20 protein-coding genes are annotated in these 24,138 nt (G+C 58.7%); 4 read left to right on the top strand and 16 right to left on the bottom strand.

The genetic code is table 11. The features are described from left to right. Positions 1-11 precede the first annotated feature (11 nt). The 13 genes from wzyE to trxA form a co-directional block, all read right to left on the bottom strand. Complete coding sequence (gene wzyE, locus CBW22_RS09955) at positions 12-1,355, bottom strand: ECA oligosaccharide polymerase (RefSeq protein ID WP_088516573.1); 1,344 nt, start codon at positions 1,353-1,355, stop codon at positions 12-14. Next, complete coding sequence (locus tag CBW22_RS09950) at positions 1,352-2,422, bottom strand: TDP-N-acetylfucosamine:lipid II N-acetylfucosaminyltransferase (protein ID WP_058758105.1); 1,071 nt, start codon at positions 2,420-2,422, stop codon at positions 1,352-1,354. The genes wzyE and CBW22_RS09950 overlap by 4 nt, the downstream gene beginning before the upstream one ends. Continuing rightward, on the bottom strand, positions 2,419-3,672 hold the full coding sequence (gene wzxE, locus CBW22_RS09945) for a lipid III flippase WzxE (protein WP_088516572.1): 1,254 nt from the start codon (positions 3,670-3,672) through the stop codon (positions 2,419-2,421). The genes CBW22_RS09950 and wzxE overlap by 4 nt, the downstream gene beginning before the upstream one ends. Further along, positions 3,672-4,802, bottom strand: coding sequence for a dTDP-4-amino-4,6-dideoxygalactose transaminase (gene rffA / locus CBW22_RS09940; RefSeq protein ID WP_088516571.1), 1,131 nt, complete (start codon positions 4,800-4,802; stop codon positions 3,672-3,674). The genes wzxE and rffA overlap by 1 nt, the downstream gene beginning before the upstream one ends. After that, positions 4,802-5,497 (bottom strand): dTDP-4-amino-4,6-dideoxy-D-galactose acyltransferase, encoded by a 696-nt coding sequence (gene rffC / locus CBW22_RS09935; RefSeq protein ID WP_058758102.1) that lies wholly within the window; start codon positions 5,495-5,497, stop codon positions 4,802-4,804. The genes rffA and rffC overlap by 1 nt, the downstream gene beginning before the upstream one ends. Then, the gene (gene rfbA, locus CBW22_RS09930; protein WP_088516570.1) at positions 5,475-6,356 is read right to left on the bottom strand and encodes a glucose-1-phosphate thymidylyltransferase RfbA; all 882 of its coding nucleotides are present in this window, start codon (positions 6,354-6,356) and stop codon (positions 5,475-5,477) included. The genes rffC and rfbA overlap by 23 nt, the downstream gene beginning before the upstream one ends. Before the next feature lie 23 nt (positions 6,357-6,379). Next, complete coding sequence (gene rffG, locus CBW22_RS09925; RefSeq protein ID WP_021506986.1) at positions 6,380-7,456, bottom strand: dTDP-glucose 4,6-dehydratase; 1,077 nt, start codon at positions 7,454-7,456, stop codon at positions 6,380-6,382. Beyond that, a complete protein-coding gene (gene wecC / locus CBW22_RS09920) occupies positions 7,453-8,712 on the bottom strand; it encodes a UDP-N-acetyl-D-mannosamine dehydrogenase (RefSeq protein WP_088516569.1) in 1,260 nt (419 codons plus the stop codon). The genes rffG and wecC overlap by 4 nt, the downstream gene beginning before the upstream one ends. 2 nt (positions 8,713-8,714) lie before the next feature. Beyond that, entirely contained in the window at positions 8,715-9,839 is a 1,125-nt protein-coding gene (wecB, locus tag CBW22_RS09915; protein WP_088516568.1) for a non-hydrolyzing UDP-N-acetylglucosamine 2-epimerase, read from the bottom strand. Positions 9,840-9,849: 10 nt separating this feature from the next. Further along, entirely contained in the window at positions 9,850-10,899 is a 1,050-nt protein-coding gene (wzzE, locus tag CBW22_RS09910) for an ECA polysaccharide chain length modulation protein (RefSeq protein WP_021506989.1), read from the bottom strand. 37 nt (positions 10,900-10,936) lie between these two features. After that, positions 10,937-12,013, bottom strand: coding sequence for a UDP-N-acetylglucosamine--undecaprenyl-phosphate N-acetylglucosaminephosphotransferase (gene wecA, locus CBW22_RS09905; protein WP_021506990.1), 1,077 nt, complete (start codon positions 12,011-12,013; stop codon positions 10,937-10,939). 280 nt (positions 12,014-12,293) lie between these two features. Next, the gene (gene rho / locus CBW22_RS09900; RefSeq protein ID WP_021506991.1) at positions 12,294-13,553 is read right to left on the bottom strand and encodes a transcription termination factor Rho; all 1,260 of its coding nucleotides are present in this window, start codon (positions 13,551-13,553) and stop codon (positions 12,294-12,296) included. A 346-nt stretch (positions 13,554-13,899) separates the two neighbouring features. Next, positions 13,900-14,232, bottom strand: a complete 333-nt coding sequence (trxA, locus tag CBW22_RS09895) for a thioredoxin TrxA (RefSeq protein WP_021313352.1) — start codon at positions 14,230-14,232, stop codon at positions 13,900-13,902. Between the two features lie 116 nt (positions 14,233-14,348). Here trxA and rhlB point away from each other — a divergent pair, with 116 nt between their 5' ends. Next, entirely contained in the window at positions 14,349-15,644 is a 1,296-nt protein-coding gene (rhlB, locus tag CBW22_RS09890; protein WP_031279615.1) for an ATP-dependent RNA helicase RhlB, read from the top strand. Positions 15,645-15,650: 6 nt separating this feature from the next. Further along, the gene (gene ppx, locus CBW22_RS09885; protein WP_088516567.1) at positions 15,651-17,135 is read left to right on the top strand and encodes an exopolyphosphatase; all 1,485 of its coding nucleotides are present in this window, start codon (positions 15,651-15,653) and stop codon (positions 17,133-17,135) included. Between the two features lie 140 nt (positions 17,136-17,275). On the opposite strand, the gene rep is transcribed toward ppx, so the two are convergent. Continuing rightward, complete coding sequence (rep, locus tag CBW22_RS09880; RefSeq protein WP_021506994.1) at positions 17,276-19,297, bottom strand: DNA helicase Rep; 2,022 nt, start codon at positions 19,295-19,297, stop codon at positions 17,276-17,278. 166 nt (positions 19,298-19,463) lie between these two features. On the opposite strand from rep, the gene ppiC reads away from it, so the two are divergent. Continuing rightward, positions 19,464-19,745, top strand: a complete 282-nt coding sequence (gene ppiC, locus CBW22_RS09875) for a peptidylprolyl isomerase PpiC (protein ID WP_058758095.1) — start codon at positions 19,464-19,466, stop codon at positions 19,743-19,745. Here ppiC and CBW22_RS09870 read toward each other — a convergent pair whose 3' ends face one another. Together CBW22_RS09870 and pdeH are read right to left on the bottom strand one after the other, a co-directional pair. Then, on the bottom strand, positions 19,746-21,806 hold the full coding sequence (locus CBW22_RS09870) for an AsmA family protein (protein ID WP_058775505.1): 2,061 nt from the start codon (positions 21,804-21,806) through the stop codon (positions 19,746-19,748). 61 nt (positions 21,807-21,867) lie between these two features. Beyond that, positions 21,868-22,641: a cyclic-guanylate-specific phosphodiesterase gene (gene pdeH / locus CBW22_RS09865; RefSeq protein ID WP_088516566.1), complete on the bottom strand. Its 774-nt coding sequence runs from the start codon at positions 22,639-22,641 to the stop codon at positions 21,868-21,870. A 283-nt stretch (positions 22,642-22,924) separates the two neighbouring features. Here pdeH and CBW22_RS09860 point away from each other — a divergent pair, with 283 nt between their 5' ends. Next, the gene (locus tag CBW22_RS09860) at positions 22,925-23,863 is read left to right on the top strand and encodes a sugar kinase (protein ID WP_088516565.1); all 939 of its coding nucleotides are present in this window, start codon (positions 22,925-22,927) and stop codon (positions 23,861-23,863) included. Positions 23,864-24,138: the final 275 nt, after the last annotated feature.

Below are 24,138 nucleotides of genomic sequence, written 5' to 3'. Positions count from 1 at the left end.
AGGCCCGGAGGTTAAGCAGAGCGCGATAAAACTGGCTCCGCGCGCGGACGAATCAGCCCGGCACGCGCTAACAGCCAGAAAAGTAACTTCGCCAGCCCAACGCAGGCGGCGAAAATCAGGCAAAAGAACACCACGCGCGAGCCGAATGCATCCAGCCCTTCGCGCGCCAGCACGATCATATTGAACACCGCGCCAAAGCAGAAGCTTTGCAAAATGGCACCGCTGTAGCGGTTGCCGGCTTCGCGCCCCTGCTGGTAGAGAGAATCAAACCCTTTCATCAACAGCCCGACCGCTATCGCCCCAAGGGGAATAAAACCTGCGCCGCCCATGATCAGCAGCGAACCGAGCAACGTGGGCGAAATCGCCAGCCCGGAGTGGTTATTCAGCACTTCCCAGGTGAAATAGTTGGCGCTGTTGAGCACCATCGATGGCCGATCCGGCCACAGCCAGCCCGGGATAAACACGTAGAAATCACGCCAGATCGGGGCCAGCCCCTGAAAATCGATTTTGTCGTAATTCTGCAGCAGCAGCGCAAGGTTTTCCCACGGCGAAAAGGTGTCGCGCGTCAGATAGAGAAACGTGTAAAACGCTTCATCACCCACCACGTCGAGATTGTAACGACGCAGCGCCAGCCAGAACATGCCGCCAATCGCCATCACGCCGGCCCCCACCAGCATCCACAGCGTAATCCAGCCGCGCGTAATGCCGATGAACAGGAACAGCGCAAAGGCGATGATGATATTGGCGCGCGTCCCGCCCACCAGCGCATAGGTCAGCAGACCAAACGCCACCGTGATCAGCAAAAACAGCAGCCACTGGCGCTGGGTAGGATTAAGAAAATAGCGGATCAGCATCGCCGGAATGAAGAAGTAGAAGAAACGCTTGAGCGCCACGCCGGACACTTCGCTGGAGAAGATCTGGTTATAGGCCGACAGCCGGAACAGCAGCAGGCCGTTATGCATAAAGAACACCGTGACGGTTCCCACCGCCACCAGCGCCAGCAGCAGGCAGGTCAGATGGGTTTCCACCCGGTTCATCGTCAGCCAGGGTTTGCGCGGCGCCGCCTGCGCAGGCCGCAGCCGCACTTTGTAGCTGACGTAATAGATGGCGTAGAAACTGGTGGCGGCCAGCAGCGCCTGCAGCAGATAGTCTGCCGGCACCACGCTGATGTTAAAGCGGAACACCAGCACGCTGGTCAGCGGAAAGCCAAAGTAAAAGGTCAGTAAAAACAGCAGGGTAAAGAATAGGTGGAAATTAAAACGCACCCGTTTAAATTCGCGCCAGGTCAGCGTCAGAATAAAGCCCAGCGAAAACAGATACACCACCAGCAGACCACTAAACTGCAGCAGGCTCATGTTGACTCCCTTTCACTCTCCGCCAGCGCGTGGCGCCATCCCGCCAGATAGCCCGGGGCAAAAAAGGCGATAGCGGAACGATCGCACTGCGCCAGCTGACGCTGCGCCTCCGCCACGCGCGTGCGATCCAGCGCATCAGCGCTAAATAACACCGGCAGCCCCTGCTCGCTCAGGTCACGCCAGAACGGATTCTTACGGTTGACCACAAACGGAATGCCGGCCTGAATCAGCAGGCACAGCGTACCGATGCCCTGCTGACGCTCGAACATAAAATAACCGAGCTGACAGCGACTCAGCAATTGCAGATAGGCAGTGAAGTCGATTTTGTCGCGCAGCAGCGTCACCTGGCCGCGCGGAAACAGGCGCTGCGCGGCAGCATCAATCTCATCAATGTACTCATAGTTGCTGGCCGGATAACCGAGCGGGATCACCACGTTAACCTGCTCACCAAACTGGCGGCGAATCGCCTGCAATCCTTCAATGTGCCGGTTGCTGCGATCGCCCGAGTTGCCGAGCAGAATGGTAAAGCTGTCGCTGGCGGCAGGTGCGGGTATCGCGGCCTCCGGCATACGCGTTGGAAAATAGAGCAGCGAAGTGGGTACGCGCGGATGGCGCTGCTGGAAAAAGTGCAGATCGCCGCGCGTGGCAAACACCTGCGCCATGCGCCCCTGGGCGATACGCCGCAGCAGATAAAACAGGCGGTACTTCAGCCCGGCGCCCTCTTCGTAGAGATCGGCGCCCCAGACGTGCCAGAACGCCTGCTGTCGCCGCAGCTTGCCGCTGAGTAGCGCCAGCCACAGGCGCGGATTGAACTGGCCGTGAAAGAAGAAGCGCTGACGGCGATCGGCGGCGCGTGCGATCACCGCCTGCGCCAGCGCGCGCTTGCTGGGATACACGTCGATCTGCAGCTGAGGATAGGCCAGCAGGGTATCCGGCGCGGCCGATACCACCATAAACTGACGCGGCGCGTCGGCTGGCGCTTCGACGCTCATGACGTCGTTAAAGAAGCGCAGCAGCGTGTGATTGTGATGCGGGATATCGGAGCCCAGCACGTGAAATAGCGTCATTTTTTCCGGCAATAAATCAAGAAAGCGCCACAGCAAAGGGCAAAGTAGAGCACGTAGGTCGCCATGTAAGCCTGCGCCGCGCCCGCCGTTCCGTGCAGTGGGATCAGCCAGTGCGCAAAGGCGGTTAGCAGCACAAACTGGCTGATTTCCGTGAGAATATAAAAGCGCAGTGAGGCTTTGGCGATCACCAGGTATCCGAAAACATAGGCGCCTACTTTAAAGACGTCACCGCACAACTGCCAGACAAAAAGATCGTGCATGGCGCTGAACTGCGGGGAAAACAGCAGCCAGATGGCGACATCGCGCAGCAGCCAGACACAAAAGCTGGCCGCCGCCACCGCCGGCAACACAAAGCGCAGCGCACGGACAATTTCGCGCGCGATGTCAGCTTTATGCTCCAGCCGCGCCAGCGTTGGCAGCAGCCAGACGCTGAACGTGGCGGTGATAAATTGCAGATACGCATCGGAGATGCTGGTGACGCCCTGCCACAGCCCGACCTGGGCCCAGCCCTGCTGCTGCGCCAGCAGATTACGCATCATCACCCAGGCTACCGGCAGGGTCACGGCCGTCATCAGCGCCATCAGGGTAAATTTGGCCAGATTACGCGCCAGCGCCGGCTGCCACTGCGGCATCAGCCAGCGCAGCGGCAGTTCCTCGCGGTGGCGTCGCAGCATCCACAGCGCCGGCCCGACCAGCAGCGCCGGCACCAGCGCCAGCCCGACCAGCGCACCGGCATAGCCTCCCAGCCACCAGCACAGCACATAACCCACCACGCCGATCAGGCTGCCGGCGATCAGCGCCAGCGCGTTACCGCGCGCATCGCGAAAACCTTTCAGCAACGCCAGTGTCAGGTTGGCCCAGGCAATGCCCAGCTGCAAAAAGGCGACGATACGCACCACGTTTTGCCAGGCGGCGTGACCAAACAGCGCCCGGCTGATGGGCTCCGCCGCCAGCAGAAACAGCAGCGCCAGCAGCGTGGAAAACCCCAGCACCATTGCTGACGCGGTGCCGGTCACGGCGCGCAGCTGTGCCGGCTGCTGGCGGAACTGCGCGACATAGGTGGTTACGCCGTTGAAGATACCCGCGCCGGCCAGCACGCCGAGCACGGTAATCAGCTGGCGAAAGTTACCCGCCTGGCCGACGCCCTCGGGGCCGAAGCTCACCGCCAGCAGTTTCACCACCAGCAGGCCAGCGACAATTTTTACCAGCGTGGACGAGGCGGTCCACACTGAGGCTCTGGCTAACGACATCAGGCAAAGAAGCTCAGCAGCGAACTGATTACCGTACGCTGGTTGTTGTCCGACAGGTTGTAGAACAGCGGCAGCCGCAGCAGTCGCTCGCTCTCGCGCGTAGTGAACGCATCCGTGCCGTGGAAGCGGCCAAAACGCGTGCCGGCCGGTGAGGAGTGCAGCGGGATATAGTGGAACACGGTGAGGATCTCCGCTTCCTTCATCCAGTTAATCAGCGCCTGGCGATCCTCACTGTCGCGCAATTTGAGATAGAACATGTGGGCGTTGTGACGACAGCTGGCCGGCACCGCCGGTAACGCAATGCGCCCGCTGGCCGCCAGCGGCTGCAGCGCGTCGTAATAGTTCTGCCACAGGCGCAGACGCTGCTGGTTGATGCGTTCCGCCGCTTCCAGCTGTGCCCACAGATAAGCCGCCTGCAAATCCGCCATCAGGTAGCTGGAACCAATATCGCGCCAGGTATATTTATCCACCTGTCCACGGAAGAACTGGCTGCGGTTGGTGCCTTTTTCGCGGATGATCTCCGCACGCTCGATCAGTTTCGTCTCGTTGATCAGCGTGGCGCCGCCTTCACCGCCAGCAGTGTAGTTTTTCGTTTCATGGAAGCTAAAGCAGCCGATATGGCCGATGGTGCCCAGCGCGCGCCCTTTGTACTGCGACATCACGCCCTGCGCCGCATCTTCAATCACATACAGCTGGTGCTTTGCCGCCAGCGCCATGATGGTATCCATCTCGCACGCCACGCCCGCGTAATGTACCGGCACGATGGCGCGCGTTTTCGGCGTGATTGCTGCTTCAATCTGCGTTTCGTCGATATTCAGCGTATCCGGACGCACGTCGACGAACACAATGGTGGCGCCGCGCAGCACGAAGGCGTTGGCGGTGGAGACAAAGGTGTAGCTCGGCATGATCACTTCATCGCCGGGCTGGATATCGATCAGCAGCGCGGCCATCTCCAGCGAAGCGGTGCACGAGGGCGTCAGCAGCACTTTTTTGCTGCCAAAATGCTGCTCCATCCACTGCTGACAGCGCCGGGTAAAGCCGCCGTCGCCGCACAGCTTGCCGCTGGCCATCGCCGACTGCATATAGTCAACTTCAGTGCCCACAACCGGGGGCGCGTTAAATGGGATCATCAGGCTTTCCTGTAAAACCAGTAGGCGGTGCTTTCCAGCCGGGCACCGCTGCGTAAATAGAGGCGCATCGCCGTAAGATTGCTGAGCTGGGTCGCGACCCGCAGACGTTCGAGCTGGCGCACCCGGCCCCAGTCGGCAGCTGCCAGCAGCAAACGCTGCCCGACGCCGTTGCCCTGCGCCGCCGGCAGCACCGCCAGCAGACCGATACGCGCGTCACCGGCGACTTCGCGCATGGAGACGAAACCCTGCAGCGCGCCCTGCTCGTCGCAGGCGATTAGACACTGGTGATCAAAAGTGCCGCGCACCGCGTTCTCAATCCACTGTGCGTAGAAGCGGCCGCTGTCTTCAGCGTCAAACCAGGGGGCACGAAAGCGGCTCTGGCTAAACGCCTGGGCCGCTGCCGCGCGCAGCTGCGGAATCTGCGCTTCGCGCGCGATACGCACGCCGGTCTGCCGTTCGGTGCGTTTGATATTGATCGCCAGATCCGCTTCGCCTTCCACCAGCTGAAAACCATGCTGGCTCAGCGCATCTATCGCCGCGCTGTCCTGCGCCGGCACCTTAACCTGCCACAGCGTGTAAGGCTGCTGCAGCGCCTCGGCCAGCGGCACATCGCCGTCCAGCGTCAGCCGCGCCGTGGCGCAGCGGAAGAAGTCGCTCTCCCACGCGAGGGGATCAATACTGACGCGGACGGGCATGCAGAATATCCAGCAGATACTGGCCGTAGCCGGTTTTGGTCAACGCCTGTGCCGCTGCCAGCAGCTGCTCATCGCTCAGCCAGCCGTTGCGCCAGGCAATCTCTTCGAGGCAGGCAATTTTGAAGCCCTGGCGTTTCTCCACCGTTTGCACGAACACGCTGGCCTCAATCAGGCTGTCGTGGGTGCCGGTGTCCAGCCAGGCAAAGCCGCGCCCCAACAGCTCCACCGCCAGTTCGCCCTGCCCCAGATACATCTGGTTGATGGCGGTAATTTCCAGCTCGCCGCGCGCCGAAGGCTGCACCTGCTTCGCAAACTCCACCACGCGGTTATCGTAAAAGTAGAGGCCGGTGACTGCCCAGCGCGATTTCGGCTGCTGCGGCTTCTCTTCAATCGACAGCGCGTTGAAGTCGTCATCAAACTCCACCACGCCAAAACGTTCCGGATCCATGACCTGATAGGCAAAGACCGTGGCACCGTGGCTGCGCGCGGCCACCTTTTTCAGTTTCGGACTGAAGCCCTGGCCGAAGTAGAGATTGTCGCCCAGCACCAGACAACAGCTGTCGTCGCCAATGAAGGATTCACCGATGATAAAGGCCTGCGCCAGGCCATCCGGGCTCGGCTGCTCGGCATACTGCAGCTGCAGGCCAAATTCAGTGCCGTCACCCAGCAGCCGCTCAAAATGGGCGCGATCGTCCGGCGTGGTAATAATAAGAATGTCGCGAATCCCCGCCAGCATCAGCACCGACAGCGGATAGTAGATCATCGGTTTGTCGTACACCGGCAGCAGCTGCTTGGATATCGCCCGGGTTATCGGGTGCAGGCGCGTGCCCGAGCCACCGGCTAAGATGATACCTTTCATCGTTGCTCCTCCTGCATGCGCGCTTAACGCGGGGTAGCCAAGCCCAGACGCTCGCCGCGATAACTGCCGTTGAGAATCGCCTGCCACCACTGCGGATTGGCCAGATACCACTGCACGGTTTTGCGGATGCCGCTGTCGAATGTTTCCTGCGGCGTCCAGCCCAGTTCACGGGCGATTTTACTGGCATCAATGGCATAGCGCAGGTCGTGGCCGGGACGATCGTGAACAAAGGTGATCAGTTCCCGGTAGCTGCTCAGCCCGGCAGCGCGCTGTTGCGGTGCCAGCTCATCCAGCAAATCACACAGCGTCTCCACCACCTCAATATTGCGCCGCTCGTTGTGGCCGCCAATGTTGTAGGTCTCGCCCACTTTGCCGCTGCTGACCACGGTGTACAGCGCGCGGGCGTGATCTTCCACATACAGCCAGTCACGAATCTGGCTGCCGTTGCCGTACACCGGCAGCGGCTTACCGGCCAGCGCATTGATAATGGTGAGGGGAATCAGTTTTTCCGGGAAATGGTAAGGGCCATAGTTGTTGGAACAGTTGGTGACCACCACAGGCAGTCCGTAGGTGCGCAGCCACGCGCGCACCAGATGGTCGCTGCTGGCTTTGGTCGCCGAGTAAGGGCTGCTCGGCGCGTACGGCGTGGTTTCGGTAAAGAAATCTTCCGTGCCGTGCAGATCGCCAAACACTTCGTCAGTGGAGATATGGTGCAGGATGAAGCCCTTCTTGCGCTCATCCGTCATGCCGTTCCAGTAATGGCGCGTCGCCTCCAGCAGCTGGTAGGTGCCGACAATGTTGGTTTCGACAAAGGCGATTGGCCCGTCAATCGAGCGGTCCACGTGACTCTCAGCCGCCAGATGCATGATGCAGTCCGGCTGGTACTGCGCCAGCACGCGATCCAGCGCGGCGCGGTCGCAGATATCGACCTGCTCAAAAGCAAAGCGTGCATCCTGCTCAACCGGTGCCAGCGACGCCAGATTGCCGGCATAGCTCAGCTTATCCACCACCACCACCCGGTGGTCGGTATTGGCAATCAGGAAGCGCACCAGCGCGGAGCCAATAAAACCGGCACCGCCGGTGACTAAAAACTGTTTCATCGCCAGACTCCTTTGGTATCCACAATCCACGGCTGCGTCACCTGTTCAGGAGTGACGGCGCGGAACTGCGCATGATCGACCAGCATCACCAGGATGTCGGCGTGTTGCAGGGCATCAGCCAGCGACACCAGCGTAGCGCGTTCGGCGAGCTGCGGCGGAATATCCGCCACATGCGGCTCGACCACCCAGGTGCGGCCGCTGTGCCAGCCCGCAATACGCTGCGCCACCGACATCGCCGGGCTTTCACGCAGGTCATCGATATTAGGTTTGAATGCCAGACCGAAGCAGGCGATGGTCACGTCCGTGGCACGCTTGCCGCTGGCCGTCAGGCACTCGGCCAGCGCCTGTTTAACCTGATCCAGCACCCAGCCCGGCTTGGCATCGTTAACCTCACGCGCGGTACGAATCAGCCGTGCCTGCTGCGGGTTTTGCGCCACGATAAACCACGGGTCGACCGCAATGCAGTGGCCGCCAACGCCCGGTCCCGGCTGCAGGATATTGACGCGTGGATGGCGGTTCGCCAGCGCAATCAGTTCCCACACGTTGATCCCCTGTTCGGCGCAGATCAGCGACAGTTCGTTAGCAAAGGCGATGTTCACATCGCGGAAACTGTTTTCCGTCAGCTTGCACATCTCTGCGGTGCGCGCGTTAGTTTCCACACACTCGCCGCGCAGGAAAATGCGATACAGTTCGCTGGCGCGCGCCGAACAGGCTGGCGTCATACCGCCAATCACGCGGTCATTTTCCAGCAGCTCGACCATTACTTTCCCCGGCAGCACGCGCTCCGGGCAGTAAGCGATAAACACGTCAGGCTGCTCGCCGTGCTGCGGAAAGCGCAGATCCGGGCGCGCCGCCGCCAGCCATTGCGCCATCTGTTCCGTAGCGCCCACCGGCGAGGTTGATTCGAGGATTACCAGATCGCCGGCCTTCAGCACCGGCGCAATCGACAGCGCAGCCGCCTGCACGTAGCTGAGATCCGGCTGATGATCGCCGACAAACGGCGTCGGCACGGCAATCAGAAAGGCGTCGGCAGCTTCAGGCTGGGTGGTGGCGCGCAGGTTGCCGTTGTGCACCGCTGCACGTACTACGTCGCCCAGCTCAGGCTCGACGATATGAATTTCGCCGCGATTAATGGTTTCCACCGCGCGCGCATTGATATCCACGCCGATGACCTGTTTCCCGTGCGAAGCAAAAACGGCTGCCGTCGGCAGCCCAATGTAGCCCAGTCCGATAACGGAAATGGTTGAAAAACGCATAGTTAAACTCTGTGTTGTTTAAGTGCCTGCAGGATGCGCGCGCAGGCATGGCCGTCGCCATACGGATTGTGCGCACGGCTCATCGCCTGCCACGCCTCGTCGTCCTGCAATAGCAGGCTGACTTCAGCAACAATTTTATTCACGTCGGTGCCGACCAGCTTCACCGTACCGGCCGCGACCGCTTCCGGCCGCTCGGTGGTTTCGCGCATCACCAGCACCGGTTTGCCCAGCGACGGCGCCTCTTCCTGGATGCCACCGGAATCGGTAAGAATCAGCCAGGCGCGATTCATCAGCCAGACAAACGGCAGGTACTCCTGCGGCTCAATCAGAATGATGTTGTTGATACCGCTCAGAATACGGTTCACCGGCTCGCTGACGTTAGGGTTGAGGTGCACCGGATAGACAATTTGCAGCTGCGGATGCTGACGCGCCAGCTGCGCCAGCGCGCTGCAGATGCGTTCAAAGCCTTCACCAAAGCTTTCACGCCGATGGCCGGTAACCAGAATCAGCTTTTTACCGGCCTCAAGGAACGGGTAACGCGCCGCCAGACGGGCATTGAGATCGGCATCATCCAGCACGCGATCGCGTACCCACAGCAGCGCATCGATCACCGTATTGCCGGTGACGAAAATGCGTGTGTCGGGCAGATTTTCGCGCAGCAGGTTTTGCCGCGAATTTTCTGTCGGCGTGAAGTGATAGCTGGCGAGATGACCGGTCAGGGTGCGGTTGGCCTCCTCCGGCCACGGTGACATCAGGTTACCGGTCCGCAGACCCGCCTCAACGTGGCCCACCGGAATCTGGTGGTAAAACGCGGCCAGGCTGGCGGCAAAGGTGGTGGTGGTATCGCCGTGCACCAGCATGACATCCGGCTGGAAGTCTGCCAGCACGGTCTTCATACCCTGCAAAATGCGGCTGGTGATCTCGGTCAGCCCCTGTTCCGGCCGCATAATATTGAGATCATAGTCGGGCTGCAGCCGGAACAGGCGCAGTACCTGGTCAAGCATTTCACGATGCTGTGCCGTCACGCACAGGCGCGATTCGAAGGCAGCATCCTGCGCCAGTGCCTGCACCAGCGGAGCCATTTTGATCGCTTCAGGGCGCGTGCCAAATACAGTCAGAACTTTCACGCGGATTCTCTTAGTGACGGTTGGCGAATGTTGCACGCGGACGACGCACCAGCGCTACGCCGGCACCCACCAGCGCACCGATCGCGCCCCACATCACCATCATAAACAGACGACGTGGGCTATCGCGGCTGACCGGCTCTTCCGGCGTGCGCAGATAACGGTAGGTCTGGAACGGTTTATCCAGGCGCGGTCCGGCCTGCAGTGTGTTGAGCATCGCCCTGTTTTGATCATAGCTTAAATCGTAAGCAGGTCCGCTGGCTTGCAGGGTATCCAGCTGCGCCTGCAGCATCTGCTGCCCCAGCAGGAAGCGATCGCTGTCCGGCAGCGCTTCACCGCTGACCGGCGCGCGGTTCTCTTTAATGCCCTGCTGGCTGGCCACTTTCAGCGCCTGCTCGATGCGCTGGCGACGGCGATCAAAAACCGCCTGTGCCACTTCCTGCTGACGACTGACCTGCGCCTGCAGCTGCACGCTGCGCGCCTGCCACGCACCTTTGAGCTCATCGTTGAGATGGCGCGCGGCGCGTTCGCTGGCATAGGCAATGTACTGCCGCAGCAGATTGTTGGCGTCGCCGGCGGTCTCCGCAATCAGCTTAATGTTATCCAGCGTATTGTGAGTGGCATCGGCCGGGGTGAACTGAATGTTGGTGATCAGATCGTCGAGCAGCGCGGCATCATTGTGCGCATTACCGCTTTTGCGGCTCTTATAGTAATCAGTCTGCAGCCAGAAATCGCGACGCGTATCCCACGACGCCAGCTGCATGGTGAACTCCTGATAGACCTCATCCATCACCGTCGGCGCTGGCGTATTCAGGCTGACGGTCTCGTTGCGCACATCCAGATTATTGAGGAACTGCTGCTGCACAAAGAATGCGCCCAGCATATTCACCGTCGGCCGATCGGTCACCGCCGTGGCGCTCCAGGATTGCTTCATTAACATAGAAGCCAGCCACGCCAGCAGCGCAAACAGCAGCGCCAGGCCAATAATCCAGCCTTTGCCGCGCCACAGCGTGCAGCCGAGGCCGCGTACATCCAGTTCGTTCTCCACAACGACAGAGGTCATAACAAAAGTGTCCTTATCCGGGTACTTATCTGGGTAATTATTTTTTCTCTTCGCCGCTGCTTTGCCAGCGACGTTTGATACGACGGATTTTGCGCGCGACGCGCCATGCATGTTTCAGGCAATAACCGTAAAGGAGGAAAGCAGCGAGGAACAGCGCCAGCATGACCCACTCGGGAATAAATGCCAGATATTCGCCCAGCACGCCAATCCCGGCCAGCAGCGCGGCGGCCACGGTAATCAATAAAAATGCCTGCCGGGAGGTAAAACCGGCCCGCATGATCAGGTGATGGATATGCTGACGATCAGCCGAGAACGGGCTCATACCCTTGCGCAGCCGACGATACATGATCGCCACCATGTCCATCAGCGGAATAGCAATCAGCCACAAGGCGGTGACTGGCGTGATGGGATGGCTGAGGCCCTGCGTCGTTTCCAGCAGAATCCAGATGATGGTGAAGCCGATCATGGTACTGCCGGCATCACCCATAAACACTTTATAACGGCGGCCTAAAAAGCCGAGATTAAGCAGAATGTAGGGAATGGTGGCGGCGATCATCGCGAAGCACCACATCGCCAGACTGGTCTGTCCGTCAAAGTAGAGGATGATGCCCATCGCGGCGAAGGTTACGCAGGATAAGCCACCCAGCAGACCATCAATACCGTCCACCATATTGAAAGCATTGATCGCTGCCCATACCGCGAACAGCGTCAGTACATAGCCGAAAGGCCCGACGATCAGCTCGACCGGACCAATGATAAACCCCAGGCTCAGTAAATAGAGTTTTGCCCCGACCATCATCACGATGGCAATCGCCGCCTGAACCACGGCACGGATTTTGACGCTGATATCAAAGCGGTCATCGAGCGCGCCGACCAGCACCAGTACCCCGGCGCAGAAGAGGTACAGTACGGCGTGCGGCAGATAATAATTTGAGATGGCAAAGGCGAAGCAAATCCCCGCATACACGGAGATACCGCCGACTAACGGAATGGCGCCATGGTGTCGTTTTCTGGAATTCGGCGTGTCCACAAGCCCAATTTTTTTAGCCGCTTTACGAGCAAAAAACAGGAACGCTAAAGAAAAAAGAAAAACTAAACCAAGCTCAGTACTCATAGTGAGTAAATTCACGTTAACGCTCTCAGCTAAAATCATGGACAACAATAAGCAATTTTCCCGCCATTGCTGTATATCCCTGGTCTGAATTCTGTCGCAGCGCGTGCGTTTGCTGAAAAAACCGCCGCTTTGCTGCCTCAGTCAATATGTCTGCTTCCTGACAGGCATAATCCTAATGCCCACAAATGAAAAACGCCACGTTAAGACGTGGCGTTAGTCATAAATCCTGGCAATTTGTGCCGTTAGCCGGCTGGCTCAGGCCGTTACCGGCGGCAACAGATTACGAGCGTTTCATCATATCGAAGAATTCGTCGTTGGTTTTGGTCATTGCCAGTTTATTGATGAGGAACTCCATCGCGTCAATTTCACCCATCGGATGGATGATTTTGCGCAGGATCCACATCTTCTGCAGCTCTTCCTGAGAGGTGAGCAGCTCTTCTTTACGCGTACCGGAACGGTTGTAATCGATAGCCGGGAACACGCGCTTCTCAGCGATTTTACGTGACAGGTGCAGTTCCATGTTACCTGTACCTTTAAACTCTTCGTAAATCACTTCGTCCATCTTCGAACCGGTATCAACCAGCGCGGTGGCGATGATGGTCAGGCTGCCGCCCTCTTCCACGTTACGTGCCGCACCGAAGAAACGCTTCGGACGATGCAGGGCGTTGGCGTCAACACCACCGGTCAGGACTTTACCCGACGCCGGTACCACGGTGTTGTAGGCGCGCGCCAGACGGGTGATGGAGTCCAGCAGGATGATAACGTCTTTTTTGTGCTCGACCAGGCGCTTAGCCTTCTCGATCACCATCTCTGCAACCTGCACGTGACGCGAGGCCGGTTCGTCAAAGGTCGACGCGATAACTTCGCCTTTCACCAGACGCTGCATTTCGGTCACTTCTTCCGGACGCTCGTCAATCAGCAGCACCATCAGCACGCAGTCAGGATAGTTGTACGCGATGCTCTGCGCGATGTTCTGCAGCAGCATGGTTTTACCGGCTTTCGGCGGTGCGACGATCAGACCACGCTGACCACGACCGATTGGCGATGCCAGATCCAGCACGCGCGCCGTCAGGTCTTCGGTCGAACCATTACCACGCTCCATACGCAGACGGTTGTTCGCGTGCAGCGGCGTCAGGTTTTCAAACAGAATCTTGCTACGGGCGTTTTCTGGCTTGTCGTAGTTAACTTCGTTAACTTTCAGCAGCGCAAAATAGCGTTCACCTTCTTTCGGTGGGCGGATTTTGCCAGAAATGGTGTCACCAGTGCGGAGGTTGAAGCGGCGGATTTGGCTGGGAGAAACGTAGATATCATCGGGACCGGCGAGGTAGGAGCTGTCTCCGGAACGGAGGAAACCAAATCCATCCTGCAGTATCTCCAGCACACCATCACCGAAGATGTCTTCGCCGCTCTTCGCGTGTTGTTTCAGGATGGCGAAAATAATGTCCTGTTTGCGCATACGCGCCAGGTTTTCCAGCCCCATATTTTCGCCGAGAGTAATCAGCTCAGAAACCGGCGTATTCTTTAATTCGGTAAGATTCATAGTGATGGGTTCTTAAACTCGGGGTAATTCTCGAAATGTTTGTCGTGAATGGTATGGCAAAAATTCCATGCCTGTTAATGGCTCTTTTTCAACGCTGCTCGACGGTTATCGTCAGATGTGGCGATAGGAAGCGAGGAGACGGTCGAAAGGTGATGCCGAATGTGCTAGCCGTCAGATTGCCAAACCACGAAAACGTTCAATGCGAGCTGGGTCTGACAAGGGAAAACTTTAGATGCAAACTACAAGGTAAGTGCGTAATGCAGTGAGGTCAACTTAACACGCCTGAAGGGAGACGTCCAGCAGTGGCGAAAAAATTCACCACTGCCGAACAAACACCGCGCCGGGCTTAGGCCAGGTTAGCGTTCAGGAACTCTTTCAGCTGACCTTTAGACAGCGCACCCACTTTGGTCGCCGCCACTTCGCCGTTCTTGAACAGCAGCAGGGTCGGGATACCGCGAATACCGTATTTTGGCGCAGTACCTGGGTTTTCATCAATGTTCAGCTTGGCGATGGTAAGCTTACCGTCGTACTCTTCTGCGACTTCGTCGAGAATCGGGGCGATCATTTTGCAAGGACCACACCATTCAGCCCAGAAATCTACCAGCGTCACACCGTCGGCTTTCAGCACGTCAGTGTCGAAACTGTCATCGGTCAGGTGAACGATTTTATCGCTGCTCATGTTTAACTCCAAAGATTATGCCTGGCGAATTGGCGTAAAATATACCAACGTAGGTTGACTTTATTTCATCGGATACGCTTTCGTAAAGCGATAGTAAGCTGATATTCTACCACACTATGAGCAAAACACACTTAACAGAACAGAAGTTTTCCGACTTCGCCCTGCACCCACAGGTAGTGGAAGCCCTTGATAAGAAAGGCTTTCATAACTGCACGCCGATTCAGGCGCTCGCGTTGCCTTTTGCGCTTTCAGGGCGTGATGTCGCGGGTCAGGCGCAAACCGGTACCGGCAAAACGATGGCGTTCCTGACGTCAACGTTTCATTATCTTCTTTCTCATCCTGCTGCTGAAGGCCGCCAGGTTAATCAGCCACGCGCGCTGATCATGGCACCGACGCGTGAGCTTGCGGTGCAGATTCATGCCGATGCCGAGCCGCTGGCACAGGCCACCGGTCTGAAGCTGGGCCTGGCCTATGGCGGCGACGGCTATGACAAGCAGCTGAAAGTGCTGGCAGACGGCGTCGATATTCTGGTGGGCACCACCGGACGCCTGATTGACTACGCCAAACAAAATCACATCAACCTCGGCGCCATTCAGGTCGTGGTACTGGATGAAGCGGATCGCATGTTCGATCTCGGTTTCATTAAAGACATTCGCTGGCTGTTCCGCCGCATGCCGCCGGCCACCCAGCGCCTGAGTATGCTGTTTTCGGCCACGCTTTCTTATCGCGTACGTGAACTGGCGTTCGAGCACATGAACAACGCCGAATACGTTGAAGTTGAGCCCGAGCAGAAAACTGGCCACCGCATTAAAGAAGAGCTGTTCTACCCTTCGAACGAAGAGAAGATGCGTCTGCTGCAGACCCTGCTGGAAGAAGAGTGGCCGGATCGCGCCATCGTCTTCGCCAACACCAAGCACCGCTGTGAAGATATCTGGGGCCACCTGGCTGCCGATGGTCACCGCGTGGGCCTGCTGACCGGCGACGTGGCGCAGAAAAAACGCCTGCGCATTCTGGACGACTTCACCAAAGGTGACGTGGATATCCTCGTTGCCACCGACGTCGCCGCGCGCGGCCTGCACATCCCGGCAGTTACGCACGTCTTCAACTACGACCTGCCGGACGATCGCGAAGATTACGTGCACCGCATTGGCCGTACCGGTCGTGCTGGCGCCAGCGGTCACTCCATCAGCCTGGCCTGTGAAGAGTACGCGCTTAACCTGCCGGCGATTGAAGAGTACATCGGTCACGGTATTCCGGTGAGCAAGTACAACAGCGACGCCCTGCTGAGCGACCTGCCGCCACCGAAACGCCTGCAGCGTAACCGCTCGGGCAACGGTCCACGTCGCGGTGGCAACAACAGCAACCGTCGCGGCGGTGCCCCGCGCAACAACAACCGTAAACGTTCGGGTTAAGCACACATGCTAAGCGCATCGTCACTTTATGCTGCGATTGATTTAGGTTCTAACAGCTTTCATATGTTGGTGGTGCGCGAAGTGTCCGGCAGTATTCAGACCGTCGCGCGAATTAAACGCAAGGTGCGTCTGGCGGCAGGTCTTGATGCGGCCAACCATCTCTCGGCTGAGGCGATGCAGCGCGGCTGGCAGTGCCTGCGTCTGTTCTCCGAACAGTTGCAGGACATTCCCCCGGAACAAATCCGCGTGGTGGCAACCGCCACGCTGCGCATTGCCAGTAACGCGCAGGATTTCCTGACTCAGGCGGAACAGATTCTCGGCTGCGCGGTGAACGTCATCAGCGGCGAGGAAGAAGCGCGCCTGATCTATCAGGGTGTTGCGCACACCACCGGCGGCTCTGACCAGCGGCTGGTGGTCGATATCGGCGGCGGCAGCACCGAGCTGGTGACCGGCGAAGGTGCGCACGCCACGACGCTGTTTAGCCTGTCGATGGGCTGTGTAACCTGGCTGGAGCGCTTCTTCAGCGATCGTCATCTCGCCAAAGAGAACTTTGCCCAGGCCGAACAGGCCGCACGTGAAATGATCCGTCCGATTGCGCCAGCACTGCGAGAGAAAGGCTGGCAGATTTGCGTGGGCGCGTCCGGCACTGTCCAGGCGCTGCAGGAGATCATGGTGGCGCAGGGCATGGATGAGCGCATCACCCTGAGCAAACTGCAGCAGCTTAAGCAGCGTGCCATTCAGTGCGGCAAGCTGGAGGAGCTGGAGATTGAAGGGCTGACGCTGGAGCGTGCGCTGGTGTTTCCCAGCGGCCTGTCGATTCTGATCGCCATTTTCCACGAGCTGAGCATTGAGAGCATGACGCTGGCCGGCGGCGCACTGCGCGAAGGGCTGGTGTACGGCATGCTGCATCTGCCGATTGACCGCGATATTCGCAGCCGCACGCTGCAGAACGTTCAGCGTCGTTTCGCCATTGATATTGAGCAGGCGGGCCGCGTACGCCAGCTGGCAGAGAGCTTTTTCCGTCAGGTGAGCAGCAGCTGGAAGCTGGATCAGCGATGTCGCGATTTACTCCTCAGCGCCTGTTCAATCCACGAAATTGGCCTGAGCGTCGATTTCCGCCAGGCACCGCAGCACGCCGCGTATCTGATTCGCCATCTCGATCTTCCTGGTTTCACCCCCGCACAGAAAAAAATGCTGGCCTGCCTGCTGCAGAACCAGAGCGGCAGCATTGATCTGGCGCTGCTGACGCAGCAAAACGCCGTGCCACCGCGCATGGCAGAGCGGCTGAGCCGTCTGCTGCGGCTGGCAATCATCTTCTCCAGCCGGCGGCGCGACGACACGCTGCCGGCGGTGCGTCTGCAGGCGGATGATGATGCGCTGCATCTGACGCTGCCCGCAGGCTGGCTGGCTGCGCATCCGCTGCGCGCCGAGCTGCTGGAGCAGGAGAGCCATTACCAGTCGTATGTGCACTGGCTGCTGACGATTTCCTGATCGAACCTGCTGCTGCTGCGTTGAAAAGCGCCCGGCAACTGCGCCTTTACGCGAGTGAAGTTTGCTTTGCCGGGCGCTTTGCCTCTGCGGCGCACGCAACGATTTTCGCCAGAGGCCAGCTTGCGGCTGTGACAAAACCATTACCCCTTCTTCGCGTTCTCCAGCATCGCACGTAAGCCGGCGACGCGCGTTTGCCCGGTTTTCACCCGCTCTTCGGCGCTGATCACCTTTTTCTCACGCTCCCACGCCACATCATCCTGCGGCAATTCCAGCAGGAAGCGGCTTGGTTCCGGACGTACCAGCTCGCCGTACTGACGGCGCTCGCGGCACAGGGTAAAAGTCAGCTCTTTCTGCGCGCGGGTGATGCCCACGTAGGCCAGGCGACGCTCCTCTTCGATATTGTTCTCATCGATACTGCTCTGATGCGGCAGCAGCCCCTCTTCCATGCCCACCAGATAGACATAGGGGAACTCCAGGCCTTTCGAGGCGTGCAGCGTCATCAGCTGGACCTGATCGAGCTCTTCATCGCTCTCGCCGCGCTCCATCATGTCGCGCAGGGTAAAACGCGTCACCACCTGCGCCAGCGTCATCGGCTCGTTAAGTTCGTCGCCTTCCAGCATTTCGGTCATCCACTGAAACAGCGTATTGACGTTCTTCATGCGCATTTCCGCCGCTTTCGGGCTGGGAGAGGTTTCGAACAGCCAGCTTTCGTAGTCGATGCCGCGAATCAGGTCGCGCACCGCATTCACCGGTTCACGCTCGGTGAGCTGAACGATGTCATTCAGCCAGTGGGTAAAGCGCTGCAGATGCTCCAGCCCACGCCCGGAAAGCGTCTGTTCCAGCCCCATATCAAAGCTGGCGTTAAACAGGCTTTTGTTGCGCAGATTGGCCCACTCACCCAGCTTCTGCAGCGTCGCGGGGCCGATCTCGCGACGCGGCGTGTTCACGATGCGCAGAAACGCGCTGTCATCTTCCGGATTGGTCAGCACGCGCAGATAGGCCAGCAAATCTTTGATTTCCGGCCGCGAGAAGAACGACGTGCCGCCGGAGATGCGATAAGGAATACGGTTCTGCATCAGCAGCTTTTCAAACACGCGCGACTGATGGTTACCGCGATAAAGAATCGCGTAATCTTTGTACTGGGTTTTATTAATAAAGTGATGGGCAATCAGCTCGCCCGCCACGCGCTCGGCTTCGTGATCTTCGTTGTTGGCGCTCAGCACTTTCAGCTCGCTGCCCTCGCCCAGCTCAGAGAACAGCCGCTTTTCAAACACGTGCGGATTGTTGGCGATGAGGATATTGGCGCATTTAAGGATACGCTGCGTCGAGCGGTAGTTCTGCTCCAGCTTCACCACTTCCAGCGCCGGGAAATCCTCTTTGAGCAGTACCAGGTTCTGCGGCCGCGCGCCGCGCCACGAGTAGATAGACTGATCGTCATCGCCGACCACGGTAAAGCGCGCCCGGGCGCCGACCAGCAACTTCACCAGCTCATACTGGCTGGTGTTGGTGTCCTGATACTCATCCACCAGCAGATAGCGGATGCGCTGTTGCCAGCGTTCGCGCACTTCCTGATTCCGCTGCAGCAGCAGGGTCGGCAGCAGAATCAGATCGTCGAAATCCAGCACGTTACAGGCTTTCAGATGCTGATCGTACAGCGCGTAGCAGTGGGCAAAAATCTGGTCGCGCTGTGATTTGGCGAGGCCGGCCGCGCCCTGCGGGTCGACCAGGTCGTTTTTCCAGTTGGAGATGGTGGAAATCAGCTGCTGCAACAGGGTTTTATCTTCTTCCAGCCACTGTTTGGTCAGGTCCTTAAGCAGCGCCAGCTGATCCTGATCGTCGAACAACGAGAAGGTCGATTTCATGCCGAGCGCCTTGTACTCGCGCTTGATGATCTCCAGGCCCAGGGTGTGGAAGGTTGAGATCATCAGGCCGCGCGCCTCTTTGCGTCCCAGCGTTTGCGCCACGCGTTCTTTCATCTCGCGCGACGCCTTGTTGGTGAAGGTCACCGCCGCGATATGGCGCGCCTGATAGCCGCATTCACGGATCAGATGGGCGATTTTATTGGTGATCACGCGGGTTTTACCGGAACCCGCACCGGCCAGCACCAGACAGGGACCGGTGACAAATTCGACAGCACGTTGTTGGCCGGGATTAAGACGCATAGAAAAACATCACTCAATTTAATCAGACAGGAAGATTTACATCGCGCCGTCGGGTGCGCATTGATGCGCACCTGAGCGCAAAGGTCGCCATCAATGGCGACCCTACAACTGACGCGCACTACGCTATAATGCGTCGAATATTATACATACATAACGGAACACCATCATGGCGAAAACCGCGGCGGCTTTACATATCCTGGTGAAACAGGAAGCGCAGGCGAAAGCGCTGCTGGCGCAGCTGGAAAAAGGCGCGAACTTTCAGCAACTGGCAAAAAAACACTCGACCTGCCCGTCCGGGCGTAACGGGGGCGATCTGGGGGAGTTTCGCAAAGGGCAGATGGTGCCGGCGTTTGATAAAGCGGTGTTCACCTGCCCGCTGCTGCAACCTTACGGACCGGTGAAAACCGCTTTCGGCTACCACATCATCAAAGTGCTGTGGCGTAACTGATCACTTTTTGCTTTTCATCTGCTGGAGCACGTTGCTGCACTGATTGTCATCGGTGTCGCTTGGTGAAATCAGCGCCAGCAGTGCGGCCGCCGGCGCGACCACGGCCCCCAGCGCGACGGCTGCGGCACCGCGCGCCAGCAGCGGACCGGCTTTAACTCCGGCATCCGGGTTTTTGAAGGTGCCGCGCACATACAGCGGCGAACGCAGCGTAATGATACGAATGCCCTTGCTCTCCGGATTGATCGACAGATCCAGTCGCTCATTAGCAAAGTTAGCGTTGCCGGTAACGTTAATCACCGCGTTCTCGGTATCGAACACAAACAGCCGCGGCGTCGCCAGTCCCTGTCTAATATTCAGGTCGGTCGCGGCACAGTTGATGCGCACCTCATCGTCGCCAAACAGTTTACCCACCACATAGTTACCAACGTTCAGCCCGGCAATCTCCATCAGGCTGCGGCTGATCAGGCCATCGTTCATCAACAGTTTCAGCTCGCCATTGCTGGTGCCCAGCAGGTCGGCCACCGAATTGCCGGTGCCGGTCAGGCTGGCATCCCCGTTGAGCTGGCCGAGACTACGCTGCATGGCGGTGACATCCGGGAACAGCTGGCGCAGCTGCAGCTTGCGCGCATGCAGGTCGGCGCGGCCGCGCATCGGTGAGCGATCGCCCTCCAGATGGATGGTCGAATTAATGCTGCCGCCGGCCATGCCGAAGCGCAGCGGATCCAGCAGCAGGTCGCCATTTTTCAGCTGCAGATGGGTATAGAGATCGCTGAGCGGCAGCTTGCTGCTGTGCTCGATACGCTTGCCGCTGAACTTCACGTCAGCGTCCATCACATCCCAGTTTTTGGTATCGAACTTGTCATGTGGCAACACGCGATCCGCCGGCTGGGTGCTGGCCTCACCGCGCTGCGCTTTGGCCTGCGCCGTTTTTTCACTGCCCTTGCCGGAGTTAACCCCTATCAGCGGCCCAAGGTCCGCCATACGCAGCTGGTTCGACGTCAGCTCGCCGCTCAGCGTCGGACGCGGTTTGCCCTGGCGATAGCTGAGCGAACCGTGAATATCGCTGTCACCAATATGACCGTTGAATTTTTCGTAGCGGAACAGCGGCCCTTTCTCTTCGTTGAAACGCGCAATCAGATGGCCGTCAGTTTCATACGGTGGCGTGTCCGGCAGCAGTACGCCGGTTAAGCCGTACAGATTTGCCAGCGTGTCGCCGGAGAAGCGCAGCCGCACATCCAGCCCGCCGAGATTGAGCGGATCCTGCAGGGTGCCATCCACGCGCACACGTGTGGTGCCATTACGTACGTCGAGCTGCAACGGGAACGGCGTGGTTTTGCTGCGCAGCGACAACATACCGCCAATCTTACCGTCGCCGTCGAGTTTCTGGTTGTTGTAGGTCCCGCTCGCCTGCCAGCCAAACACAAAATCGCCGGCCCCTTTTTGCTGGTCGTTACCGCCCGCGACCTGCGCGTACGGCACCGGTTTGCCCAGCGGATTGATCTTCACCGTGACATCGGCTTTGTTGATGGCGTCGCGATAGCGCAGCTGTCCCTGATCGAACAGGATATTATCAAGGCGGAATGACCATGCCGAAGGCGGCGCGTTGGGGTCGCTGTTTTCGCTGCTGGCGAGGTTGAAGGTCCAGTTATTTTTCTTATCGGCGGTCTGCACCAGTCGCGCATCCGGCTGCTGCATCTTAATCCACGGCAGGTAAATCTCTTTGTGCAGCAGCGCCAGCGGCGCCAGTGTGGCTTCCACCCGCTGCAAATGCACCATTGTCACTTCCGGCACGCTGGGCGGATTACCGAGCATGACATCGTCAGCGTGCACCTGCGGCCACGGTACCCAGCTGCGCCAGCCTGGTTCTTCGCGATTGCGCACCCAGGCCACGCCAAGATCGCCGCGAATAGCGAACGGTCGGTTCAGTTCTGCCGAGACTTTCTGGTTGATGGTTGGCTTCAGGCGGTTCCAGTCAAAGGTGGCGATAATCACCACGACCACCACAACCAGCAACAATAAAATCCCGACCACCCAGCTAATTATTTTTCCTGTACGCGACATTTTGCCTCCTCCTTGCCCTTCCACGTCTCCTTAAAGATAGTCGAGACGCGGCAGAACGGAATTACGGAAGCTCAAGTACCAGGTTTTCCAGCTGGTTAAATGGCAGCGGACGGGAAAAATAATAGCCCTGTGCGGCCATGGCGGGCGAGTTGCATACCTGCTGCCACTCCTCCTCGTTTTCCACCCCTTCGACGATCACGCCGTTACAGTAACGGTTGATCAGCGCCAGCAGCATGGAGAACAGCGAGCGCCCTTCATCACTGGCGCGCAGCAGCATAAACAGCTCGCGCGAGAGCTTGATGTAGTCGTAGCGCAGTTCGGTCAGCGCGGAGAAGTTCGCCATGCCGGACCCAAAGTCATCCAGCCACAGCGGGCCCAGCTCCGGCATCTGCGCCACCATCTCTTCCTGCGGCAGCGCGTGATGCTCGGTCAGTTCGAAGCGCACCCATGGCAGCTGGACGATCAGCGCGCGCACGGGCGCATGCTGCTGAATAGCCAGTAACGTGGGGCCATCAATATTGACGGAGGCCACCAGCTGGCGCTGGCTGAAGAAGGAAGCCCACTGTAATAACAGTTCAAGCTGCTCCTGGACGATGTCGAGACGCTGGGCAATGGTCAGCGCCTCGAAATAGTCTTCGGGTGACACGTTTTGCTCAGGTGCGGCGGGATGCACCACGGCGGTAAGCAGTTCAATAGCCAGTAAGCGGCCAGAAACCTGGTAAATCGGCTGGAAAGTGTAGCACCGTTGGCACTGCTGCCAGTAAAGACGGGTTTCCTGTTGTTGCTCAAGTTCGGGAGAAAAAGGCAGCCGATGACTCAAATTCTTCATCACCATGGTGTTTTCCTGGTTGGTATTGAGTGCCTGCAAATAGCATCTCAGTGGCAAGTATCGGCTCTCCCCTGGATAACTTTATTGGTCTGCGCAGCCACACGAGCTGTTGAGTCTAGCAGCGTGTCTGCGGCTTAATCGGCAAAACAACCCCCGGTTTGGCCGCTAAATCGGTGCAGAAGCGCGATTTTACGCCTTAAGGCAAATTAAAACAGCGTTTTAAAAAGCATTGACGACTGCCATACCAGACGCGAGACTAGAGCGCAGCATTCACTACAGGCCAAACACCATGACGCAGAAAACCATCGCCATTATTGGCGAATGCATGATTGAGCTGTCCGAAAAAGGTGAGAACATCAAACGCGGCTTTGGCGGCGATACGCTGAATACCGCAGTCTATCTGGCACGACAGAGCGATTCCAGCCAGTTGCGCGTGGAGTATGTCACCGCGCTTGGCACCGACAGCTTCAGCGACCAGATGATCGCGGCCTGGCAGCAGGAGCAGGTGCACACGCAGCTGGTGCAGCGCCTGCCGGACAAAATGCCCGGGCTTTACTTCATCGAAACCGATGCCCACGGCGAGCGCACCTTTTGGTACTGGCGCAGCGATGCTGCCGCGCGCTTCTGGCTGGATAGCCCGCAGGCCGGGGCCATCTGTCAGCAGCTGGCGCATTACAACTATCTCTACCTGAGCGGCATCAGCCTGGCGATCCTGCCTCAGGCCAGCCGCGAAAAGCTGATGGCGCTGCTCAGTGCCTGCCGGCAAAACGGTGGCACCGTGATTTTTGACAACAACTACCGGCCGCGTCTGTGGGCGGATAGCGCCAGTGCGCAGCAGGCGTATGCGGCGATGCTACGCCACACCGATATCGCCTTCCTGACGCTGGATGATGAACACCTGCTGTGGGGCGAACAGCCGCTGGCGGACGTGATTGCGCGCACGCGCACCGCCGGCGTGCAGGAGATTGTGATCAAACGTGGTGCCGACTCCTGCCTGGTGGCGCACGGCGACGAGCCGCTGCGGGACGTTGCGGCCATCAAACTGGCTCCGGCGCAGATTGTCGATACCACCGCCGCAGGTGACTCCTTCAGCGCCGGTTATCTGGCGGTGCGCCTCGCGGGTGGCAGCGTGGAGCAGGCCGCAGCACGCGGCCATCTCACCGCCAGTACGGTGATCCAGCATCGCGGCGCGATTATTCCGCACAGCGCGATGCCAAAAACCGTTTAACACCGCACACGATTGTCGCGCCGCGCTGCCTGCTACGCGTCGCGACAATTTCCCCTCTGCCCTGACGGCAAATTGATTATTACGCTGAAAAATATCACCGCGAAAATTTGGCTTAATGACGCAGATTCACCGGGCAATTTTTACTAATGACGCACGCCATCCAGCCGCCTCTCTGCCTGACGCTTACCACTTAAATGCCGCTAATCAGACTGATTTAAATTCAATGCATTACGACGATAAACCCGACCGCCAGGCATAGTCCGAAACTGGCGACG

The organism is Pantoea sp. VS1 (assembly GCF_002207995.1).
In the GTDB taxonomy this organism is placed as follows: Bacteria; Pseudomonadota; Gammaproteobacteria; order Enterobacterales; family Enterobacteriaceae; genus Pantoea; species Pantoea dispersa.
This window is presented reverse-complemented; position numbering and strand designations above follow the sequence as displayed.

Bases quoted from the DNA above. Each gene is read 5' to 3' on its own strand.
- wzxE (WP_088516572.1), bottom strand. From the start codon at position 3,672: ATGTCGTTAGCCAGAGCCTCAGTGTGGACCGCCTCGTCCACGCTGGTA.
- CBW22_RS09860 (WP_088516565.1), top strand. From the start codon at position 22,925: ATGACGCAGAAAACCATCGCCATTATTGGCGAATGCATGATTGAGCTG.
- rffG (WP_021506986.1), bottom strand. From the start codon at position 7,456: ATGAAACAGTTTTTAGTCACCGGCGGTGCCGGTTTTATTGGCTCCGCG.
- rep (WP_021506994.1), bottom strand. From the start codon at position 19,297: ATGCGTCTTAATCCCGGCCAACAACGTGCTGTCGAATTTGTCACCGGT.
- wzyE (WP_088516573.1), bottom strand. From the start codon at position 1,355: ATGAGCCTGCTGCAGTTTAGTGGTCTGCTGGTGGTGTATCTGTTTTCG.
- wecC (WP_088516569.1), bottom strand. From the start codon at position 8,712: ATGCGTTTTTCAACCATTTCCGTTATCGGACTGGGCTACATTGGGCTG.
- wzzE (WP_021506989.1), bottom strand. From the start codon at position 10,899: ATGACCTCTGTCGTTGTGGAGAACGAACTGGATGTACGCGGCCTCGGC.
- rffC (WP_058758102.1), bottom strand. From the start codon at position 5,497: ATGCCCGTCCGCGTCAGTATTGATCCCCTCGCGTGGGAGAGCGACTTC.
- CBW22_RS09950 (WP_058758105.1), bottom strand. From the start codon at position 2,422: ATGACGCTATTTCACGTGCTGGGCTCCGATATCCCGCATCACAATCAC.
- trxA (WP_021313352.1), bottom strand. From the start codon at position 14,232: ATGAGCAGCGATAAAATCGTTCACCTGACCGATGACAGTTTCGACACT.
- rfbA (WP_088516570.1), bottom strand. From the start codon at position 6,356: ATGAAAGGTATCATCTTAGCCGGTGGCTCGGGCACGCGCCTGCACCCG.
- pdeH (WP_088516566.1), bottom strand. From the start codon at position 22,641: ATGGTGATGAAGAATTTGAGTCATCGGCTGCCTTTTTCTCCCGAACTT.
- ppx (WP_088516567.1), top strand. From the start codon at position 15,651: ATGCTAAGCGCATCGTCACTTTATGCTGCGATTGATTTAGGTTCTAAC.
- wecA (WP_021506990.1), bottom strand. From the start codon at position 12,013: ATGAGTACTGAGCTTGGTTTAGTTTTTCTTTTTTCTTTAGCGTTCCTG.
- ppiC (WP_058758095.1), top strand. From the start codon at position 19,464: ATGGCGAAAACCGCGGCGGCTTTACATATCCTGGTGAAACAGGAAGCG.
- rho (WP_021506991.1), bottom strand. From the start codon at position 13,553: ATGAATCTTACCGAATTAAAGAATACGCCGGTTTCTGAGCTGATTACT.
- rhlB (WP_031279615.1), top strand. From the start codon at position 14,349: ATGAGCAAAACACACTTAACAGAACAGAAGTTTTCCGACTTCGCCCTG.
- CBW22_RS09870 (WP_058775505.1), bottom strand. From the start codon at position 21,806: ATGTCGCGTACAGGAAAAATAATTAGCTGGGTGGTCGGGATTTTATTG.
- rffA (WP_088516571.1), bottom strand. From the start codon at position 4,802: ATGATCCCATTTAACGCGCCCCCGGTTGTGGGCACTGAAGTTGACTAT.